Below are 20,395 nucleotides of genomic sequence, written 5' to 3'. Positions count from 1 at the left end.
TTGTGTAATTTAATCAAGCATTTCACGTATAAATTCATCAGATTGTAAACTTTTGCCACCTCTAATGCAGATACAGATACATTGGATAAAGCGCGCTGCATCACGTGGAAGTTTGGCTGTACCATTAAAATAAGCCTGAACTTGAGTGTAGACATTATCTTTAAAGCTGGCGCCATCACCGCCATCGCCAGTCAAGTTATCCAAAGAAACCCGGAATTTACGGCCAAAAGCCTGGGCAAACATCCACTCAATTGCCTGTGGCTTGATTTCGACCTGTTCAAATAAAGCCTGCTGTTCGCGAGTACGGCCATCCGGGGCATACCAGTAACCCAGATCAGGCAGCAGGCGGCGTTTGTCTCCGGCAATGCTCCAGTGGCTGATTTCATGCAAAGCGCTATTAAAGAAACCATGCGCAAACTGGATGCGGGCAGGACTGTTTGTACTTGCAGGGAAATATTCTGGTTCAAATTCGCCACGCACTAAAGTGACATTTAAATGGGAAAACCAGTGATTAAAGTGTAAGATGAGCCAGTCCACCTGCTGCGCTTCTGACGATAAATTCGCCCATGGCGAGAGTTGCACTTGTTGTGTTGAACTGTCAGAATCAAGGCTTGGAATTGTGCTAACGAGTGATGAAACATTCACTTCTGTTTGCGGCTGCAACAGATGCATGACTTGAGTTACCCAAATGGTCTGTCGAAATAAGTACAAAATTGTATCTTAATCTTTGACAGAGTACTGATGAATTTGTAGAATTGCCGCCTTAATTATGTCAGCAAATACCTTTCCGGCACAGATTGAGCCGTTTAAATGGGCTGAACAGGGCTTTAAATGGTCAGGTCAACTGCCTTTATCCCGCTTTGTTCGTATCGCTCGTGAAGCTGTTGGATCAATTGATGATCAATTGATTAACATAGACTGTAAGCTATCAATGGATGCCTATCATCGTATTGCATGGCTAGATGGTCACGTTGAAACAAAAGTTCCTATGGAATGCCAGCGTTGTCTGGAAACTGTAGAAATTGAACTGGTTTCATCGTTCCATTTAGCACTTGTGGATGATGAGTCACTGATAGAGCGCTTGGATGAGGATGCTGATTTCATCGTCCTAGGTGAAAGTGAAGCAACGACCAAAGGTGATTATGATGCACCGGCGACCGCTGATTTGCTCGCGCTGATAGAAGATGAACTGTTATTGTTGATGCCGTTGTCGCCTAAACATGAGTTTTGTGAACATAAGCATCAACCTGCCGTAGAAGAAGTGGCTGAAGAAAAACGGGACAACCCGTTTGAAGTTTTGGCTGCTTTGAAGGGTAAACTTAACTAATTTTTGTGTTATACTCTTGTGTATAAGACAATCGAATTTGTTCTGATCCATTTTTTCGATCTTTGTAAGGAGCCATCATGGCCGTTCAGCAAAACCGTAAAAGTCGCTCTCGCCGTGACATGCGCCGTTCACATGACGCTTTAACCGAGAATGCATTAACTGTAGACCAAGCTACTGGCGAGACTCACCGTCGTCACCACGTATCTAAAGATGGTATCTACCGTGGTCGTCAATTATTCGCTAAAGCATCTGCTGAATAATTGGTGATGTATTAAGCGTCAAGCTTAGTAGAAAAAATGGGAGCATTTAGCTCCCTTTTTTTTGTCTTTGATTTTTAGGTGTATCGGTTTTTTGTTGTATTTGGCAATTACCGCCGACAAAATTACATGCTAAATTGCGCTCCACAATGATTTAGGTGGTCTTATTGGTCAGTCTTCTTGTTAGGATTGAAGAAGCACACCTCTTGAATGAAAGGATTTTATTATGTCTGCTACACCACTCGAACAAGCAGCGCCAGCAACAAAAACTGCATTTGTGTTTCCGGGTCAGGGTTCCCAAAAAGCTGGTATGCTGGCTGAGCTTGCAGAACAGTTTGCGAGTATTCGCGAGACATTTGCAGAAGCATCTGAAGCCGTCGGTTTTGATCTGTGGCAGATTGCGCAAACTGGCGAAGGTCTGGATCAAACCGAATTTACCCAGCCGGTATTGCTGACTGCAAGTATTGCCTTATGGCGCGTGTGGTTGGAATCTGGCGGTGTAGCACCGAAATATCTTGCAGGCCATTCACTGGGTGAATACAGCGCACTGGTTGCATCAGGTGCTTTAAGCCTGGGTGATGCTGCGAAGCTAGTGAACTTGCGTGGCAAACTCATGCAGACTGCTGTACCTCAGGGTGTGGGTGCGATGGCTGCCATTTTGGGTCTGGACGATGCCAAAGTGATTGAGCTGTGTGCACAAGCAACTGCAGCAGGCGAAGGTTCTGTCGAAGCGGCGAACTACAATGCGCAAGGGCAGGTTGTCGTTGCAGGCAATAAAGATCGCGTTGAAGCAGTGATGGCATTGGCCAAAGAAAACGGCGGAAAAGCCATTGCATTGCCAGTATCGGTTCCATCGCATTGTTCATTGATGAAACCTGCTGCTGAACAGTTTGCTCCGGCATTGGAACAAACCGCCATTGAGCTGCCACGCATTCCTGTATTACAAAATGTAGGCGCGCAAGCGGCAACCAATGTAGATGAATTGCGTCAGGCGTTGACCGCGCAACTTTATGAGTCAGTACAATGGACCAAAACCTTACAATACCTTCAAGATGAAGGCATTGAGTACATCGTAGAATGTGGTCCGGGTAATGTATTGACCAACTTGGCGAAACGCTTGCCGAATATTCAAAAAGCACTTCCACTGGACAGTCAATCCCGTCTGGAAGATGCATTAAACACCGTATTGGCGGCAGAAGGGAAAAGTGCATGACACAGGAACGTAAAGTTGCTCTGGTAACAGGTGCAAGTCGTGGTATTGGTGCTGCGATCGCACAGCAATTGATTCAAGACGGTTATTTTGTCGTAGGTACTGCAACGTCTGAAGCAGGTGCGGAAAAATTATCGGCAGAATTTGCTGAAAATGGCGCTGGAAAAGTACTAGATGTACGTGATGGTGCTGCGATTGATGCGCTGGTAACGGACATCGAACAGAACTATGGTCCAGTCCTTGCGTTGGTCAATAATGCAGGTATTACCAAAGACAATTTGCTGCTGCGTATGTCTGAAGATGACTGGGATGATATTTTAAATATTCACCTGAAAGCAGTTTACCGTTTGTCTAAGCGTGTACTCAAAGGCATGACCAAGGCGCGTTTCGGCCGCATTATCAATATCAGTTCTGTGGTGGCACACTTTGCCAACCCGGGTCAGGCCAATTATTCTGCTGCCAAAGCAGGTATTGAGGCATTTAGCCGTAGCCTTGCCAAAGAAATGGGTAGCCGTCAAATTACCGTAAACTCGGTAGCACCAGGTTTTATTGCGACTGAAATGACTGAACAGCTAAGCGAAGAAATTCGTAAAAAGATGACTGAGCAGGTGGCATTAAACCGTTTAGGTGATCCACAAGATATCGCAAATGCCGTAAGTTTCTTGGCTTCGGATAAAGCCAGTTACATTACTGGTACAGTTATGCATGTAAATGGGGGCTTATACATGAGCTAAGCTCAAGTATAAACTTTCCAAATTTTTTAGATTCAATTAAACTAACGGCATTAAAAACGCCACAAGCAATGAGGAGAATTCCTGTGAGCGATATCGAACAACGTGTTAAGCAAGCAGTTGCAGAACAACTTGGTATCAAAATCGAAGAGATTAAAAACGAAGCATCTTTCATGGATGACTTAGGTGCAGATTCTCTAGATCTAGTTGAACTTGTTATGTCTTTCGAAAATGATTTCGACATCACGATTCCTGATGAAGATTCTAACGAAATCACAACTGTTCAATCTGCAATTGACTACGTTTCTAAGAAACTAGGTTAATCGCCGATTTCAGCTTTGCTGAACATAAAGACCACCCTAGAGGTGGTTTTTTTGTGTCTGCTTTTCACATGAATGGAGGTTTTACAATTCATTACCTTTCTGTCACCAATGACTAACTATCTCTCTAGAGTTTTCATTATAAAAATATAGAGTGATGTGACATTAACAACAAGAATGGAGTCCGCTATGGGTCTTTTTGATTTTGTAAAAGGTATCGGTAAGAAGAATACAGCTGCTGCGGAACCACAGGCTGCACCTGCAACGACAACGCCGGCTGCAGCACAACCTGCAGAGCCTTCTGCTCAGGAAGTGGCAAATAAATTACTCGGCCATGTGAAAAGTCTGGGCCTTCCAATCACTGGTTTATCCATCAGTTATAACTCAGCCTCCGATCTGGCGACGGTCAGAGGTCAGGTACAAAGTCAGGCCGATCGTGAAAAGATTGTTCTGGCCGTGGGTAATATTGATCATGTGGCCAAAGTGGATGATCAGCTTACAGTGAGCAGTCCTGAGCCGGAAAGTAAGTTCTACACAGTGAAATCAGGTGACAGCTTGTCAAAAATTTCAAAAGAATTTTATGGTGATGCCAATCAGTATAATAAAATTTTTGAAGCCAACCGTCCGTTGCTCAAAGATGCAGATGATATTTTCCCGGGACAGGTGCTACGCATTCCTGCTTAAGGTTTAATAAGTCCAATCAATATTCGATCTCAAAGCCCCGTTTGGGGCTTTGTTGTTTTTGTCCGTAGCTTTAAAAAGCCATCATTACTAAATACCTAGGTCCAGATATAAACTTTCTTTGACTTCTTCCATCACTACATAACTGTGGGATGAAGCAGAAGCGGGCAGTTTTTTTAGTAAATCTCCCAACAGGCGGCGATAGGCACTCATTTCCTTTAAACGCGCTTTGACCAGATAATCAAAATCACCGGAAATTAAATGGCATTCCAGTACTTCTGGAATCTCAGTTAGATTACGTGCCACCTGATCAAAGACATCACCTGATTTGGCGGAGAGTTTGATTTCCAGAAAAACCAGCAGGTTGCGCTCCAGCATTTCCGGATTTAAACGGGCGTAATAGCCCATGATAATGCCTTCGCGCTCTAGCCGTTTTACCCGTTCTGAACAGGGTGTGGTCGATAGATTGACGTGTGCTGCAAGTTCGCTAATGGCAATCCGGCCATCGCGTTGCAGGATATCCAGAATCATGCGGTCAATGCGGTCTAATTTGCGCATCAATATTTCCCTCTTTTTTTTAATTCTGCCCGAAAAAATATTTATTTCACTGAATATACAGTCTGAATATAGTGAATTTAACTATTAAAGCAAAAATATACTAGTGAAATAAACTGAAAAGATGTTTGAGGGTTAAGGTAATGCGCGTATTGGTTTTAGGTAGTGGTGTGATTGGTGTGGCAAGCGCTTACTATCTGGCGCAGCAGGGAGCAACCGTGACTGTGTTGGATCGTCAGGCAGGTCCGGCGCAAGAAACCAGCTTCGGTAATGCCGGGCAGATTTCTCCAGGATATTCGACCCCTTGGGCTGCACCAGGTATTCCATTTAAGGCAGTCAAATGGATGTTTCAGCATCATGCACCGTTGGCGATTAATGTCGATGGCAGCTTGTGGCAATTGCAGTGGATGGCACAAATGCTGAAAAACTGTAATGCCCAGCATTATGCAGTCAATAAAGAACGGATGGTGCGTGTGGCTGAATACAGCCGTGACTGTTTACGTAATTTGCGCCGTGATATTGGCATCTCTTATGAAAACCGCGCGAAAGGTACTTTGCAGATTTTCCGTAAACATGCGCAGCTGGATGCAGTTCAGCGCGATATCGAAGTTCTGAAGGAAACTGGAGTTGAGTTTGAACTGCTGGATCGCGATGGACTGGCGCGTGTAGAACCGGCATTGGCACAGGCAAAAGACAAACTGGTGGGTGGTCTTCATTTACCCAATGATGAAACAGGTGACTGCTATCTGTTTACCAATGCCCTGGCAGAACATGCCAAAGGGATGGGTGTAGAGTTTAAGTTTAATCAAAACGTTGAAAAGCTGATTGTAGAAGGTGACCAGATCAAAGGTGTTCTGGTGAATGGTCAGGTGCTCACGGCAGATAAATATGTGCTGGCCTTTGGTAGTTATTCACGTGATTTCCTCAAACCGCTTGAACTGAATTTACCGGTCTATCCGGTGAAAGGTTATTCACTGACCATTCCGATTTTAGATCCGGCCTATGCACCACAATCTACAGTACTGGATGAAACCTATAAAATTGCGATTACCCGTTTCGACCAGCGCATCCGCGTAGGGGGAATGGCTGAACTGAGCGGTTTTAATCTGGGATTAAATGAAGACCGTCGCGGCACGCTGGAAATGGTGACCCGTGATTTATTCCCGGGGGGTGACATGAATCAGGCCAGCTTCTGGACAGGCCTGCGTCCAATGACCCCGGACAGTACGCCAATTATTGGGAAAACCCGTTTTAAAAACCTGTTCCTGAATACTGGACATGGCACGCTGGGCTGGACCATGGCCTGCGGTTCAGGGAAATTAATCAGCGATCTGGTCTTGGCCCGTGATCCTGAAATCAGCACCGAAGGTCTGTCATTGGCGCGCTATCACCAGGCGGCCTAAGACCATCTGAGGCGGAATATTCAAGGAGGAATGTATGCCACCTCCCATTACTGCGATCATTCATCAGCAGGCGCTTGCGCATAATTTAAGTGTGGCGCGCCAATGTATGCCCAATAGTCAGGTATTTGCCGTGGTCAAGGCTAATGCCTATGGGCACGGGATTGAACGGGTCTATGCTGCACTTCAAGGTGCAGACGGTTTTGCTTTTCTGGATATTGAAGAGGGCACGCGCCTACGTGCGCTGGGATGCAAGAAGCCGCTGCTGTTGCTCGAAGGTATTTTCGCTCTCGCGGATTTATTTGAATGTGCGAAGCATGAAATGAGCTTTGCCATTCATTCCCGGCATCAAGTGCAATGGCTAAAACAGTTTGCCGAAATAGCGCCGGATGCACAGTTTGATGTGTACTTGAAAATGAACAGCGGCATGAACCGTCTGGGTTTCGAGCCACAGCAATATGCAGAAATCTGGCAGGAGCTGCACCAGCTAAATAATGTCCGTTCAATCACGCATATGACCCATTTCTCTGATGCGGATGGTGAGCGTTTTGGACAGGACGGGATTCAGCATCAAAACCTGATTTTTAGCCAGACCATTCAGGGACTTGAGGGTAAAACCTCACTCAGCAATAGTGCAGCCATTCTGCGGCATCATCAAACCCTTCATTCCGATATTGTACGTAGCGGCATCATGCTGTATGGCAGTTCACCAGATTATCCAACACACACGATTCAAGACTGGAATCTGCAACCGAGCATGAGCTTACGCAGTGAAATTATCGCCATTCAAATGATCCAGTCAGGTCAGAGCATTGGCTATGGTTCCAAATTTATTGCCACGCAGGAAATGCGGATCGGGATTGTGGCCTGTGGTTATGCGGATGGTTATCAACGACTATCGGCGACGGGTACGCCTGTGCTGGTCGATTCAATGAAAACGCACACATTGGGTCGAATCAGTATGGATATGCTGGCTGTAGATCTGACTGCACTGCCGCAGGCGAATGTGGGTAGTGAAGTGGCGCTTTGGGGGCAATCTTCCCAAGGTGCACTTTTGCCAATTGATGAAGTGGCGGCTAGCTCAGGCACCATCGGCTATGAGCTGATGTGTGCGGTGACCGCTCGGGTTCATTTTCAGATTGACGCTTAAATTTTTAATTTAAATTTTATTTAAATATCCCAAACAAGGAAGATCAACATGACACAGGACAATACAGCCATTCAGCGACTCAACAGCAATCAAATCATGAGTGCGGTGACGATTCATCATCAAACCGTCTATCTGTCAGGTCAGGTGCCGAATAGCACGGATATGGATGTACGCGGCCAAACACTGGAAGTCTTTGCAAAAATTGAGGAATTGCTTGCATTGGCCAATACTGATAAAAGCCAGCTGCTTTCTGCACAACTGTTCGTGAAAAATCTGGATGATTTTCAAACTGTGAATCAGCTTTGGGTGGAATGGTTACAAGGTCATGGCACGCCGGCACGTGCCACGATTCAGGCAGATTTGGTTAATCCGGACTGGCTGATTTAAATTGCAGTCATTGCAGCTCAAGCTTAATTTAATTTTTAATGTTGAAATCTCCCATGCAATGATTTAAGTCGTTTTAGTGCAGTAAATCTCACTGAACAGCGCAGTAAAAAGTATGAAAATGTCATAATAAGCGTTCGAGGACTGAACGTTGTAAATTCAGCTTGATGCTGTTGTAAAGATTAAAAAGGATGTAAAAATGAAAACCACCCCGGGCACAGAAGACGTAAAATCGTCGCCGCATGAGTTGCAACGAAAACTCTCAAACCGACATTTGCAGTTAATCGCCATTGGTGGCTGTATCGGTACCGGCCTGTTTATGGGATCGGGAAAAACCATCTCCCTAGCAGGCCCTTCAATTTTGATCATTTATATGATCATTGGTGGCATGTTCTTCGTCCTGATGCGTGCGTTGGGTGAAATGCTGCTGTCTAATCTGCATTACAAATCCTTTATTGATATGGCCCATGACCTGATCGGGCCGGGTGCTGGCTATTATATTGGCTGGTCGTACTGGCTGGGTTGGGTGCTGGTAGGGATTGCCGATCTCGCGGCGATTATTAACTATCTGAGTTTCTGGTTGCCCGAAGGCATGGCCTTTACCCCGATGGGGCAGGCGATGATTAGTGTGGGTTGTGTGCTGTTTATTCTCGCGATTAACCTGGTGACGGTCAAACTGTTTGGTGAGATTGAATTCTGGTTTGCACTAATCAAGATTTTAGCCATCCTTGGTTTGATCTTTGTCGGTGGTTATATGGTGTTTAGCGGCTTTCAGGCACCGAGTGGCGCCGTCGCCAGCTTTAGTAATGTCTGGGCACATGGTGGTTTATTTCCCAAAGGCTTTACCGGTTTTCTGGCAGGTTTCCAGATTGCCATGTTTGCCTTTGTCGGGGTGGAACTGCTCGGCACAATGGCGGCAGAAACCAAAGATCCGGAAAAGAACTTACCCAAAGCGGTCAACGCTATTCCTACGCGGATCATTCTGTTCTATGTATTGTCATTGCTGATGATCATGTCGGTCACACCGTGGCATCTGATTCCTGCGGATCAAAGTCCTTTTGTGAGTTTGTTCCTGTATGCCGGTATTCCAACTTCAGCCATTATCATGAACCTGGTGGTGTTGTCGTCAGTGATGTCCTCTATGAACAGTGGCGTATTCTCGACCAGCCGTATGTTGTTTGGTCTGGCACGTGACGGACAAGCACCTCAAGCTTTGGCGCGGTTATCTAGCAGAGCTGTACCAGCCACAGGGTTATTTTTCTCCTGTGCTTTTATTATGTTGGGGGCAGCATTTCAGTATTTTGTGCCAAACACCATGGAAGCCTTTACTCTGGCGAGTTCGCTGTGTGTGATCCTGTTTATTAGTATCTGGAGCATCATTATGGTGTGCTACATCCGTTACCGTAAGCAGCAACCGCAAAAGCATGCCGCCTCGACCTTTAAAATGCCGGGTGGAGTGTGGATGTCTTATGTGGTATTGGCATTCCTGTTATTCGCCTTGATTATTTTAAGTCTGGAACCCGATACCTTAAAGGCTCTGATGATCAGTCCTTTATGGTTAATTATTCTAGCAGTGACCTATCGTTTGCTGTATAAGCCGCGTATGCGTCAGCGTGGTAATCCTTAAATATTCAGACATAAAAAAATCCCCGACTGATCGGGGATTTTTTTATTATGCAGGTGAATTAGAAAGTAGGTTTAACTACGACTAAAATCACCACTGCAAATAAGATCAGGGTTGGCATCTCATTAAAATAACGCCAAAACTTGTGTGACTTGTAATGTGCATTATTAATTAGCTTCTTGCGGTAATAACCACACACCAGATGGTAAATCACCAATAAGCCGACCAGGCCGACTTTAAGGTAAAACCATAAGGCTTCATGATAGTGACGCGTTGCATCACCCCAATCCACCAGAAAGTGCGCTGTAATCAAGGTAGCCAACATGGCTGGCCACATGATGCCACGGTACAGCTTGCGTTCCATGACTTCAAAGCGTTGATGACTGACGGCATCTTCGCTCATGGCATGATAAACATATAACCGTGGCAAGTAGAACAAAGCCGCGAACCAGCAAACCACCGCAATAATATGTAATGCTTTTACCCACAAGAAAGCATCAGAAGGAGCATCCATCAAGTCACCCTAAATTGGGCAGCTTAGCCTTCCCACTTTTTGAAAATGAGACAAGCATTTACGCCGCCGAAACCGAAACTGTTACTCATCACAGTATTCAATTTTGCGTCACGTTTTTCAAGCACGATATCAAACGGTTTCGCGCCTTCATCCAGCTCGGTCACGTTGATGTTTGGAGCAATAAAGTCATTTTGCATCATCAGAACCGAATAAATCGCTTCCTGAACACCAGCAGCGCCAAGACTGTGACCCGTCATTGACTTGGTTGAGCTGAGTGGGGGAACCTGACCTTCACCGAAAGCACGTTCCATTGCTTTAAGTTCTGTGATGTCACCCGCTGGAGTAGAAGTACCATGTGTATTTACATAGTCAATTTTATCGACACCGTGTTGTTTGGCTTCTTCTAAAGCCATCAGTACGCAACGTGTTGCACCTTCACCAGATGGTGCAACCATATCAGCACCATCACTGTTTGCAGCATAACCAACCACTTCAGCTAAGATATTTGCGCCACGCGCTTGCGCATGTTCCAAAGACTCAAGGATCACAAAACCACCACCACCGGCAATCACGAAACCGTCACGGTCTGCAGAATAAGGGCGTGATGCTGTTTCAGGGCTGTCATTGTATTTAGAGCAAAGTGCGCCCATCGCATCAAACAACAAGCTTTGTGACCAGTGATCTTCTTCACCGCCACCTGCCAGCATTAAATCCTGTTTGCCGAGTTGAATCAGGTTGTAGGCATAACCAATCGCATCCGCAGAGGTTGCACATGCGCTGGTAATGGTATGTGCCACACCTTGCAGTTTAAAAGCGACACCCACGTTGGCCGTAATGGTATTGGTCATATTACGTGGTACAAAGAAAGGACCAACTTTACGCGCACCTTTGGTTTGCAATAATTCGTTCATTTCAATAACGGAAGCAGTTGAACCGCCACCTGAACCACCTGCAATACCATAGCGTGGGTTGCCAGCTAGATCTTCAACTTTTAAACCGGCATGTTCCACTGCAGCAAGAGCTGAGTTATATGCATACATCGCACATACGCCCATAAAGCGTTTCAGTTTGCGGTCGATCCCGTCGAAATCCTGCTCGGCTGCAGCACTGACATGACTTTTGAAATTGAGTTCAGCATAAGTCGGATTAAAACGTGTTCCTGAAATCCCGTTTTGTAAAGAATGGTTTACATCCTCTAATGTATTACCAATACATGAGTTAATACCCATGCCAGTGATGACAACACGTTTCATCTACAGATCCTTATAGTTTGCTCTATGCTCAGCGGCAGATATCTGGGTTTTAAAATCGCCCAATGCAGCGCTTAGCCTTATTTCATGATGGGGAACATGATAGCAGAAAGACTTTTGAAATCTTATGGCAAATGTTATGCCGTGTGACAGTCGGTTGACTTTGTGAGTCGGCGTGTAGGGGTTTTACTAAATGAAACAGAATAAAGTTGAGATAAACGCTGACTACACCTAGTATTTATACCAAATACAAGCACATGAATGCTGAGGTAAAAAATGGTAAATGCTAATAATAAACAATCTAATGGTCTGATTTCGAATGCCTTTGGAGTGGCGAAAAAGTTCAGTTCAACCGGATTGGATTTATTGAATCATGTTGCGCCGGATTCGGTGACTAAAGCACTGAAGCCTTCCAGCTCCGATCAGGTGATTGATGGTTCGGCGAAGACGAAAAGCGCTTTTTCAGCTAAAAAATATGACAATCCTCAGCAAATGCTTCGCGAGCATCTTCCAAATGTATCGCGCCAACTTCTCGGACGCCGTTTTAATACCGTGAATAATGTCGCGCATTTTGTTTCTCCCGATTTAACCGAAAAAGTGTCTAACTACTTTTATGATCGTCTGAATCAATTTAGTAATCAAACCAGTTCGGTTGATGCCATTCTGAATGAAGCGGGAGCGAAAGATTTAGAGGAACTCACTCAGGACGTCGATCGATCCAAGCGAATTTCACAGGCTTTGGGTGAACAAAACAAATGGATTGCGACGGTTCAGGGGGCAGTGAGTGGCGCTTCAGGGATGCTTGGCACCGCGATCGATATTCCTGCTTCTTTACTGATGGCATTGCGCACCATCTATCAAGTCGGTCGCTCTTATGGTTTTGACCTGAGCAAAGAAGATGATCAGGAAATCGTCCAGCATATCTTTAGACAGATTGACCTGAGCCTGATTGCAGAAAAGCAAACCTTATTATTAGGTTTGAAAGCGTTAAGCAATACGCTTAAAACTCATGATATTTCCCAGCTACAAGCCATGCTAGGTTCTGATAATGACGTGAGTGCTATCAAGCAATGGTTAAGTCGTCATGAGGGAGAGGCTAAATGGGAATGGATGAATCATCTGCCAAAAATTTCGATTCTGGAGCGATTAACCAAACTGACGCCTCTGGCGAGTGCAGGTATTGGCGCTGTATATAGCCATCGTTTTGTCGAGGATGTAAATCAGAAAGCTCAGGAAGCATTCTCACATGCACGCCAATACCTGATTCAGCATCAGGATTCGCAATTGTCTCCTTATGCTGCCTATGAAAAAGCAGTTAGCTTGTTGCAACAGGCAACTCCGAAACTCTTAAGTGGTGCCTCTCACGAAGTTGAGCCTGCGAAAGATAATCTGATCATGGATAAAGATATTGCGATTGAGGGCAATAACACGATTACCCAAGTGAAGCTAGTCAAAAAAGAGCAGAATGATTTGAGCTCTGAAGAAGCAGAAGTGAAGAAAGATGAAAAGGTGAGTGAAGGGCTGGAGGCGCTCAACGATGAGTTGGTTGAACCTGCGGCAGACAAGCAGTCGCAACAACCGGCTTTAACCAAAACTTCATTTGACCCGGAAATCGAAGCTGAACTGCATCCAGAAGCTGCTGACGAGGCAGAGGCTGCTACGGAAACTTCACAGCAGGGTGCAGAGGATCAAGAAAATTCGGAAACTGAATCTGAAGCTCAAGACGTTACCAAAAAAGCCGGTAAAAATTCAAAAAAATAAGCGAATTTTGAAGGTAAATAAAAGCAGGCAAATGTCGTGAGAAACGGCATTTGCCTGGCTTGAGTAGGTTGACCAATTTTGCATCTTGAATTACAATTGCATGCCCTCAAAAAGTAGTAGTTTTTTGGGGCTTTTTATTAACGGGAGAATTGCCAAATGGCAACAACAAATCAGTTGATCCGCAAGGGTCGTACGACTTTAGTTGAAAAATCTAAAGTTCCTGCGTTGAAGGCTTGTCCACAGCGCCGTGGTGTTTGTACACGTGTTTACACAACTACACCTAAAAAACCTAACTCAGCAATGCGTAAAGTTTGCCGTGTTCGCTTAACTTCAGGTTTCGAAGTTTCTAGCTACATCGGTGGTGAAGGCCATAACCTGCAAGAGCACAGTGTTGTTCTTATCCGTGGTGGTCGTGTTAAAGACTTACCAGGTGTACGTTACCATACCGTTCGTGGTTCTTTAGACTGTGCTGGTGTTAAAGATCGTAACCAGTCTCGTTCTAAATACGGTACTAAACGTCCTAAGAAATAATTCGTTAAGAATTAAATTTTAAGAACGTAGAACCGCAATCCTTTATCGTCTCGCTTGTCTGATTTCTGCATTAATTTTGTGAAAATTCCAAGCGACGTATAGTAAGGCCAGCGAGTAGTACATGACACTTTGTACTCATGCTGGATAAACCTGAAGTGTCATCTTTATAGGTAGTTTAAAATGCCAAGACGTCGCGTAGTCGCTGCTCGTGAAATCCTTCCGGATCCTAAGTTCAGCAGCCAAACAATCGCTAAATTCATGAACCACGTAATGCAAGATGGTAAAAAATCTATTGCTGAAAGTATCGTTTACGGTGCTTTAGACCGCGTTCAAGAAAAATCTAAAGTAGACCCAGTTGAATTTTTCGAGACTACTCTTGAAAAAGTTCGTCCTATGGTCGAAGTAAAAGCACGCCGTGTTGGTGGTGCTACATACCAAGTTCCTATGGAAGTACGCCCATCCCGTCGTACTGCTCTAGCGATGCGTTGGTTAGTAGATGCTGCTGCTAAGCGTTCTGAAAAAACTATGGCTTTACGTCTTGCTGGCGAGTTGCTTGATGCATCTGAAGGCAAAGGCGCTGCGGTTAAGAAACGTGAAGATGTGCACCGTATGGCTGAAGCCAACAAAGCATTCTCTCACTACCGTTTCTAAGCAGATAAAACAGGCCCTATTCAGGAGGGTGACAAGACCGTCATGGTTCTGTCACCAAAGCGCTTTAAGTTGCTATGCAGCTTAAAGCGTCCTGTTTTAAACAACAAAATTTAGGAATGCTAGAAATCATGGCACGTCAAACCCCAATTTCTCGTTACCGTAACATTGGTATTTCTGCGCACATCGACGCAGGTAAGACAACCACTTCTGAACGTATTTTGTTCTACACAGGTGAGAGCCATAAACTTGGTGAAACTCACGAAGGTTCGGCAACTACGGACTGGATGGAACAAGAGCAAGAACGCGGTATTACCATTACCTCAGCAGCTGTAACATGCTTCTGGAAAGGTATGGGCAACCAGTTCGAACAACACCGTATTAACGTAATTGACACCCCGGGACACGTTGACTTCACGATCGAAGTTGAGCGTTCTATGCGTGTTCTTGACGGTGCGTGCATGGTTTACTGTGCTGTAGGTGGTGTTCAGCCGCAGTCAGAAACTGTATGGCGTCAAGCAAATAAATATAAAGTTCCACGTATTGCGTTCGTTAACAAAATGGACCGTACTGGCGCGAACTTCTTCCGTGCAGTTGAACAAGTTAAAACACGTCTTGGCGGTAATCCAGTGCCAATCGTTGTTCCAATTGGTGCAGAAGAAAACTTCCAGGGTGTTGTTGACCTAATCGAAATGAAAGCGATTATCTGGGATGAAGCATCTCAAGGTATGAAGTTCGAATATGGCGAAATCCCTTCTGAATTACTTGAGCTAGCTCAAGAATGGCGTACTAACATGGTTGAAGCTGCTGCAGAAGCATCAGAAGAACTCATGGACAAGTACCTAGAAGGCGAAGAGCTTACTAAAGAAGAAATCGTTGGCGGTATCCGTAAGCGTACATTAGCGAACGAAATCCAACCAATGCTTTGTGGTTCAGCATTCAAAAACAAAGGTGTTCAACGTATGTTGGACGCAGTAATTGAATTCTTGCCAGCACCGACTGACGTTGAAGCGATCAAGGGTATCCTTGATGACAAAGCTGAGACTGAAGGTTCTCGTGAAGCATCTGACGAAGCACCGTTTGCTGCGTTAGCGTTCAAAATCATGAACGACAAATTCGTTGGTAACTTAACGTTCGTACGTGTTTATTCTGGTGTTCTTAAAGCGGGTAGCCCGTGTTATAACCCAGTAAAAATGAAGCGTGAGCGTGTTGGCCGTATCGTACAGATGCACGCAAATGACCGTCATGACATCGAAGAAATTCGTGCGGGCGACATCGCGGCATGTGTAGGTCTTAAAGACACGACTACTGGTGATACATTATGTGATGAAAACCACGTAATTACACTAGAGCGTATGGAATTCCCAGAGCCAGTAATTGCACTTGCAGTTGAACCTAAAACTAAAGCTGACCAAGAAAAAATGTCAGTTGCTTTAGGCCGCTTGGCGAAAGAAGATCCATCATTCCGCGTTCGTACAGACGAAGAATCTGGTCAAACGATTATTGCTGGTATGGGTGAGCTTCACCTTGACATCATTGTTGACCGTATGAAGCGTGAATTCGGTGTTGAAGCGAACATTGGTAAGCCAATGGTTTCTTACCGTGAAACGATCAAAAAGTCTGTTGAGCAAGAAGGTAAATTCGTACGTCAAACAGGTGGTAAAGGTAAATTCGGTCACGTATACGTACGTTTAGAACCGATGGATCCTGAATCTGAAAAAGATTACGAATTCGTTGAAGAAGTTGTAGGTGGTGTTGTACCTAAAGAATTCTTCGGCGCGGTTGACAAAGGTATTCAAGAACGTATGAAGAATGGCGTTTTGGCTGGCTACCCAGTAGTTGGCATTAAGGCGACATTGTTCGACGGTTCTTACCATGACGTCGACTCTGACGAATTGTCGTTCAAAATGGCGGGTTCTTATGCCTTCCGTGATGGTTTCATGAAAGCGGATCCTATCCTTCTTGAACCGATCATGAAAGTTGAAGTAGAAACTCCAGAAGACTACATGGGCGATATCATGGGTGACTTAAACCGTCGTCGTGGTATGGTTCAGGGTATGGACGATCTTCCTGGTGGTACTAAAGCCATTCGTGCTGAAGTTCCATTGGCTGAGATGTTTGGTTACGCAACTCATATGCGTTCTATGTCTCAAGGTCGTGCGACTTACTCTATGGAATTTGCTAAATATGCTGAAACTCCACGTAACGTGGCTGAAGGCATCATTTCTAAGTTCCAATCTGGCGGTAAAAAAGGTGACGACGAGTAATCTTTCGATTACTATAAGCCCAAACTAATTCATAGTTAAACCCAAGTGCTCATGCAGTGATCCTGCATGAGTAGTTTAAAAAGGAAGATCTCATGGCTAAGGCTAAGTTTGAACGTAATAAGCCACACGTTAACGTGGGCACAATTGGTCACGTTGACCATGGTAAAACAACTTTAACAGCTGCAATTGCAACTGTATGTGCGAAGAAATTCGGTGGCGAAGCGAAAGACTACGCTGCAATCGACTCTGCACCAGAAGAAAAAGCACGTGGTATTACAATTAATACTTCACACGTAGAATACGATTCTCCAACTCGTCACTACGCTCACGTAGACTGCCCGGGTCACGCCGATTATGTTAAAAACATGATTACTGGTGCTGCTCAGATGGACGGCGCGATCCTTGTATGTGCTGCGACTGATGGTCCTATGCCACAGACTCGTGAACACATCCTGCTTTCTCGTCAGGTAGGTGTACCTTACATCGTTGTATTCTTGAACAAATGCGACCTTGTAGACGACGAAGAGCTTCTTGAACTAGTTGAAATGGAAGTTCGTGAACTTCTTTCTACTTACGACTTCCCGGGTGATGACACTCCAGTGATCCGTGGTTCTGCTCTTCTTGCGCTTAACGGTGATGACAGCCAATACGGCGAGCCAGCTGTAGTTGCGCTTGTTGAAGCACTTGACTCTTACATTCCAGAGCCAGAGCGTGCAATTGACCTTCCATTCCTTATGCCAATTGAAGACGTATTCTCAATCTCTGGTCGTGGTACAGTAGTAACTGGCCGTGTTGAGACTGGTATCGTTAAAGTAGGTGAGTCTGTAGAAATCGTTGGTATCCGTGATACTCAAACTACTACAGTAACCGGCGTAGAAATGTTCCGTAAGCTTCTTGACGAAGGTCGTGCGGGCGAGAACTGTGGTGTTCTTCTTCGTGGTACTAAGCGTGAAGACGTACAACGTGGTCAAGTATTGACTAAACCAGGTGCGATCAAGCCACACACTAAATTCGATGCGGAAGTATACGTACTTTCTAAAGAAGAAGGTGGTCGTCACACTCCATTCCTTAACGGTTACCGTCCACAGTTCTACTTCCGTACTACGGACGTAACTGGTGCGATCGCGCTTAAAGAAGGCGTGGAAATGGTTATGCCTGGTGACAACGTTGAGATGTCAGTAGAGCTAATCCACCCGATCGCAATGGACCCAGGTCTACGTTTTGCGATCCGTGAAGGCGGCCGTACAGTTGGTGCTGGTGTAGTTGCTAAAGTAACTGCATAATCGCTGATTGTGTAAGAAAAGCGCCTCTTTGAGGCGCTTTTTTTTGATCTAAACTTTTATAAAACTAAGAACAAATTGTCTGACAATGATTTTAAAAGCTGTCCTTATCTGATATCGGCTTGACCTAAACTGCACTTATGTAAAAAAAATTACCACGTAATATACAGATAAGAATATGAATATTACATTTTCGGGTCTGGATTGGCCTGATGGGAGTGGTCACATGAACGCTAAAGTAAATATTACCAATCGTGCGGGTGCTAGTTTTCCAGTTCGTCGCATGAACTTTGATTTTGATGCTGTACCGGAATATTGGATGAATGGTTCAGCAGGTCTCACTCATTTTATGACCGCATTATCTGCGCTATTTCCAGCAGGTGAAAAGTTTTTTATAGATTCAGTCCGTGCGGTGCGTAAACATCCTGCAATTGCCAATAATGAAGCATTACAAAAAGAAATTTCCGCTTTTATTGGTCAGGAAGCCATGCATACTCACGAGCATATCGGCTTTAATGCATCTGCGCAAAAACATGGGCATGATGCCGAGACGCTTGATCGTTATACCGATAAAGTCATTCAAACGACACGTAAAGTCATGACTAAACTGGGTAAGCCTGTGGGAATTACCCAAGAAATGGTAGATTTGACTGCAACCACCGCACTTGAGCATTTCACTGCAACCATTGCCTCACAGCTTTTGACCAATAGCCATATTCAGGAATTGATGACAGATGAAACCATGAAAACCATGTGGTTATGGCATGCCATCGAGGAAAATGAACATAAGGCAGTTGCATATGATGTCTTTGAAGGAGTTTTTGGCAAAGGTTTAAAAGCCTATGCACTGCGTACTTCATCTTTGGTCATCGCAATGGCAACCTTATTTGTGGTGCAAAGCTATTTCCTCGCCCGTTTGCTTAAACAGGATCAGCAGTTTAATCTTGAGTCCTTAAAAGCCATTTATACCTATGCCTATAGTCCTTCTAAAGGTGTCATTACGGGTATGGCGAAAGAAATGCTGATGTATTTTAAACCGGGATTCCATCCGAATGATCATCATACAGATCAACTGTTGGCGACTTGGAAAGCTAAATTGGGTTTGTGACAGAACTGAAGATTGGAGAGCGACTAAAATCGCTCTTTTTTTTGCTCGATTTTTTGGATGAACTTTCTATAATGCGGAGGTTGATTCTATATAAGATGAACGAAGATGATTCGTTTAATGCAAGCAGCGGATGTAGAAGCCGTTGCAAAGATTGAGAGATCGGTTCAATCCCATCCCTGGACTTTAAAACAGTTCAAAGATGCTGTAACGGCTTATCAAAGTACCGTGATTGAAGTGCAAGGGCAGGTGGCCGGATTTTGTATTTTACAACCGGTGCTGGATGAAGCCAATTTATTGCTCATGGCAATTGATCCGGCACAGCAAGGTCAGGGTTTGGGCTATCAGTTGCTGGAGGCTTCAGTGACGATGCTAAAAAATAATCCGGTGCAGATTTTCCTGGAAGTGCGCGAGAGTAATCAGGCTGCGATCAAGCTTTATGAAAAATCAGGCTTTCATCAGATTGATCTGCGTAAGAACTATTATCCAAATGCCAACGGAAGCCGTGAACATGCCATCATTATGGTGAAAGCATGTACAGATGATTTTGCTAGTCTATTTAAATAATACAAACTGACGACTTTATTTAATAATCTGGTGATTCCATCCGCTGGGTAAGGTCGTCATTAATGAGTTTCCCAAGTGCTGAATCTCCGCCTCAGTGAGTGCATGGTTCAGGCGTCGCCATTGTCCATCGATCAAGAGTTCCAGTGGTAGATACTGAGATTTGTAATTCATTTTGCTAGAGTGCGGCACCCAATATCCCAGATAGATAAACTGCAAGCCCAACTTTTGTGCATGTTCAATCTGTTTCAAGATTGCAAAAGCACCGAGTGAACGACGATTTTCATCCGGATCAAAAAAGGTATAGACGGCAGAGATGCCATCATCCAGCAGGTCAGAGGTGGAAACGCTGATTAGACGCTCACCTTGCCATAATTCTAGAAAGAAGCTGTCGGTACAGCTTTGTAATAAAAATTTTTCGAACTGATCCCGAGTCGGTGGGAACATGTCGCCATCCGCGTGGCGTTCATTGATATAGCGTTCATACAGCGCATAATGCAGGTCATCGGCGTGCTCTGGGCTGGTAATTTTCATCACCAGATCCTGATTACGTTTCCAGGCTTTTTTTTGTGAACTGTTCATACGGAATTCAGTGACAGGCACGCGAGAAGACAGACATTGACGGCACAGATGACATTCGGGGCGATAGACGAAATCACCACTGCGGCGGAAACCGGTACGTGACAGTTCCGATAAAGTGACTACATCAATACGATGTGCAGGGTCCAGAAAAACCATGCGCGCCGACTTGTTGGGCAAATAGCTACAATCATGTGGCGGCGTAATATAATACTGTAAATCGTTCAGTAGGGCCTTTGGCTGATAAGAGTTCATAA

At 44.8% G+C, this 20,395-nt stretch carries 22 protein-coding genes; 17 read left to right on the top strand and 5 right to left on the bottom strand.

Annotated elements, in window-relative coordinates:
* Positions 1 to 9 precede the first annotated feature (9 nt).
* Positions 10 to 672 carry an elongation factor P hydroxylase gene (locus tag F890_RS13205; protein WP_004730623.1) on the bottom strand — a complete coding sequence of 221 codons (663 nt, stop codon included), beginning with the start codon at positions 670 to 672 and terminating at the stop codon, positions 10 to 12.
* Positions 673 to 769: 97 nt separating this feature from the next.
* Between F890_RS13205 and F890_RS13200 the strand changes: the two genes are divergently transcribed.
* From F890_RS13200 to lysM, 6 genes are all read left to right on the top strand, one after another.
* The gene (locus tag F890_RS13200) at positions 770 to 1,327 is read left to right on the top strand and encodes a YceD family protein (RefSeq protein WP_004279226.1); all 558 of its coding nucleotides are present in this window, start codon (positions 770 to 772) and stop codon (positions 1,325 to 1,327) included.
* 77 nt (positions 1,328 to 1,404) lie between these two features.
* Positions 1,405 to 1,587 (top strand): 50S ribosomal protein L32, encoded by a 183-nt coding sequence (gene rpmF, locus F890_RS13195; protein WP_004279227.1) that lies wholly within the window; start codon positions 1,405 to 1,407, stop codon positions 1,585 to 1,587.
* Positions 1,588 to 1,810: 223 nt separating this feature from the next.
* Positions 1,811 to 2,797 (top strand): ACP S-malonyltransferase, encoded by a 987-nt coding sequence (gene fabD, locus F890_RS13190; RefSeq protein WP_004730620.1) that lies wholly within the window; start codon positions 1,811 to 1,813, stop codon positions 2,795 to 2,797.
* Positions 2,794 to 3,528, top strand: coding sequence for a 3-oxoacyl-ACP reductase FabG (gene fabG / locus F890_RS13185; RefSeq protein WP_004646100.1), 735 nt, complete (start codon positions 2,794 to 2,796; stop codon positions 3,526 to 3,528). The genes fabD and fabG overlap by 4 nt, the downstream gene beginning before the upstream one ends.
* Positions 3,529 to 3,611: 83 nt before the next feature.
* A complete protein-coding gene (gene acpP, locus F890_RS13180; RefSeq protein WP_004646101.1) occupies positions 3,612 to 3,848 on the top strand; it encodes an acyl carrier protein in 237 nt (78 codons plus the stop codon).
* A gap of 186 nt (positions 3,849 to 4,034) precedes the next feature.
* Positions 4,035 to 4,529 (top strand): peptidoglycan-binding protein LysM, encoded by a 495-nt coding sequence (gene lysM, locus F890_RS13175; protein WP_005104830.1) that lies wholly within the window; start codon positions 4,035 to 4,037, stop codon positions 4,527 to 4,529.
* 87 nt (positions 4,530 to 4,616) lie between these two features.
* Here lysM and F890_RS13170 read toward each other — a convergent pair whose 3' ends face one another.
* Positions 4,617 to 5,084, bottom strand: coding sequence for an Lrp/AsnC ligand binding domain-containing protein (locus F890_RS13170; RefSeq protein ID WP_005104829.1), 468 nt, complete (start codon positions 5,082 to 5,084; stop codon positions 4,617 to 4,619).
* Between the two features lie 140 nt (positions 5,085 to 5,224).
* On the opposite strand from F890_RS13170, the gene F890_RS13165 reads away from it, so the two are divergent.
* From F890_RS13165 to F890_RS13150, 4 genes are all read left to right on the top strand, one after another.
* Entirely contained in the window at positions 5,225 to 6,484 is a 1,260-nt protein-coding gene (locus F890_RS13165; RefSeq protein ID WP_004730614.1) for a D-amino acid dehydrogenase, read from the top strand.
* Between the two features lie 34 nt (positions 6,485 to 6,518).
* The gene (alr, locus tag F890_RS13160; protein ID WP_004730613.1) at positions 6,519 to 7,631 is read left to right on the top strand and encodes an alanine racemase; all 1,113 of its coding nucleotides are present in this window, start codon (positions 6,519 to 6,521) and stop codon (positions 7,629 to 7,631) included.
* A 48-nt stretch (positions 7,632 to 7,679) separates the two neighbouring features.
* Complete coding sequence (locus F890_RS13155) at positions 7,680 to 8,018, top strand: RidA family protein (protein WP_005262507.1); 339 nt, start codon at positions 7,680 to 7,682, stop codon at positions 8,016 to 8,018.
* 196 nt (positions 8,019 to 8,214) lie between these two features.
* Entirely contained in the window at positions 8,215 to 9,642 is a 1,428-nt protein-coding gene (locus F890_RS13150; RefSeq protein WP_005267363.1) for an amino acid permease, read from the top strand.
* 58 nt (positions 9,643 to 9,700) lie between these two features.
* Here F890_RS13150 and F890_RS13145 read toward each other — a convergent pair whose 3' ends face one another.
* Both F890_RS13145 and F890_RS13140 read right to left on the bottom strand, forming a co-directional pair.
* On the bottom strand, positions 9,701 to 10,153 hold the full coding sequence (locus F890_RS13145; RefSeq protein ID WP_005104820.1) for a CopD family protein: 453 nt from the start codon (positions 10,151 to 10,153) through the stop codon (positions 9,701 to 9,703).
* A 23-nt stretch (positions 10,154 to 10,176) separates the two neighbouring features.
* The gene (locus tag F890_RS13140; RefSeq protein ID WP_004730606.1) at positions 10,177 to 11,406 is read right to left on the bottom strand and encodes a beta-ketoacyl synthase N-terminal-like domain-containing protein; all 1,230 of its coding nucleotides are present in this window, start codon (positions 11,404 to 11,406) and stop codon (positions 10,177 to 10,179) included.
* Between the two features lie 273 nt (positions 11,407 to 11,679).
* On the opposite strand from F890_RS13140, the gene F890_RS13135 reads away from it, so the two are divergent.
* From F890_RS13135 to rimI, 7 genes are all read left to right on the top strand, one after another.
* Positions 11,680 to 13,164 (top strand): EcsC family protein, encoded by a 1,485-nt coding sequence (locus tag F890_RS13135; protein ID WP_005104815.1) that lies wholly within the window; start codon positions 11,680 to 11,682, stop codon positions 13,162 to 13,164.
* Between the two features lie 156 nt (positions 13,165 to 13,320).
* Entirely contained in the window at positions 13,321 to 13,695 is a 375-nt protein-coding gene (rpsL, locus tag F890_RS13130; protein ID WP_002050319.1) for a 30S ribosomal protein S12, read from the top strand.
* 180 nt (positions 13,696 to 13,875) lie between these two features.
* Positions 13,876 to 14,346, top strand: a complete 471-nt coding sequence (gene rpsG / locus F890_RS13125; RefSeq protein WP_004279240.1) for a 30S ribosomal protein S7 — start codon at positions 13,876 to 13,878, stop codon at positions 14,344 to 14,346.
* Between the two features lie 128 nt (positions 14,347 to 14,474).
* Positions 14,475 to 16,610, top strand: a complete 2,136-nt coding sequence (gene fusA, locus F890_RS13120; protein WP_005104814.1) for an elongation factor G — start codon at positions 14,475 to 14,477, stop codon at positions 16,608 to 16,610.
* Between the two features lie 92 nt (positions 16,611 to 16,702).
* The gene (gene tuf / locus F890_RS13115; RefSeq protein WP_004646112.1) at positions 16,703 to 17,893 is read left to right on the top strand and encodes an elongation factor Tu; all 1,191 of its coding nucleotides are present in this window, start codon (positions 16,703 to 16,705) and stop codon (positions 17,891 to 17,893) included.
* A gap of 223 nt (positions 17,894 to 18,116) precedes the next feature.
* Entirely contained in the window at positions 18,117 to 18,998 is an 882-nt protein-coding gene (locus tag F890_RS13110; RefSeq protein WP_005262505.1) for a metal-dependent hydrolase, read from the top strand.
* A gap of 105 nt (positions 18,999 to 19,103) precedes the next feature.
* Positions 19,104 to 19,562: a ribosomal protein S18-alanine N-acetyltransferase gene (gene rimI, locus F890_RS13105; protein WP_004730600.1), complete on the top strand. Its 459-nt coding sequence runs from the start codon at positions 19,104 to 19,106 to the stop codon at positions 19,560 to 19,562.
* Positions 19,563 to 19,577: 15 nt separating this feature from the next.
* On the opposite strand, the gene F890_RS13100 is transcribed toward rimI, so the two are convergent.
* Complete coding sequence (locus F890_RS13100; RefSeq protein ID WP_004730598.1) at positions 19,578 to 20,393, bottom strand: arginyltransferase; 816 nt, start codon at positions 20,391 to 20,393, stop codon at positions 19,578 to 19,580.
* Between the last annotated feature and the right edge of the window lie 2 nt (positions 20,394 to 20,395).

This window comes from Acinetobacter sp. CIP 64.7 (genome assembly GCF_000369745.1).
GTDB classification, from domain to species: domain Bacteria; phylum Pseudomonadota; class Gammaproteobacteria; order Pseudomonadales; family Moraxellaceae; genus Acinetobacter; species Acinetobacter fasciculus.
This window is presented reverse-complemented; position numbering and strand designations above follow the sequence as displayed.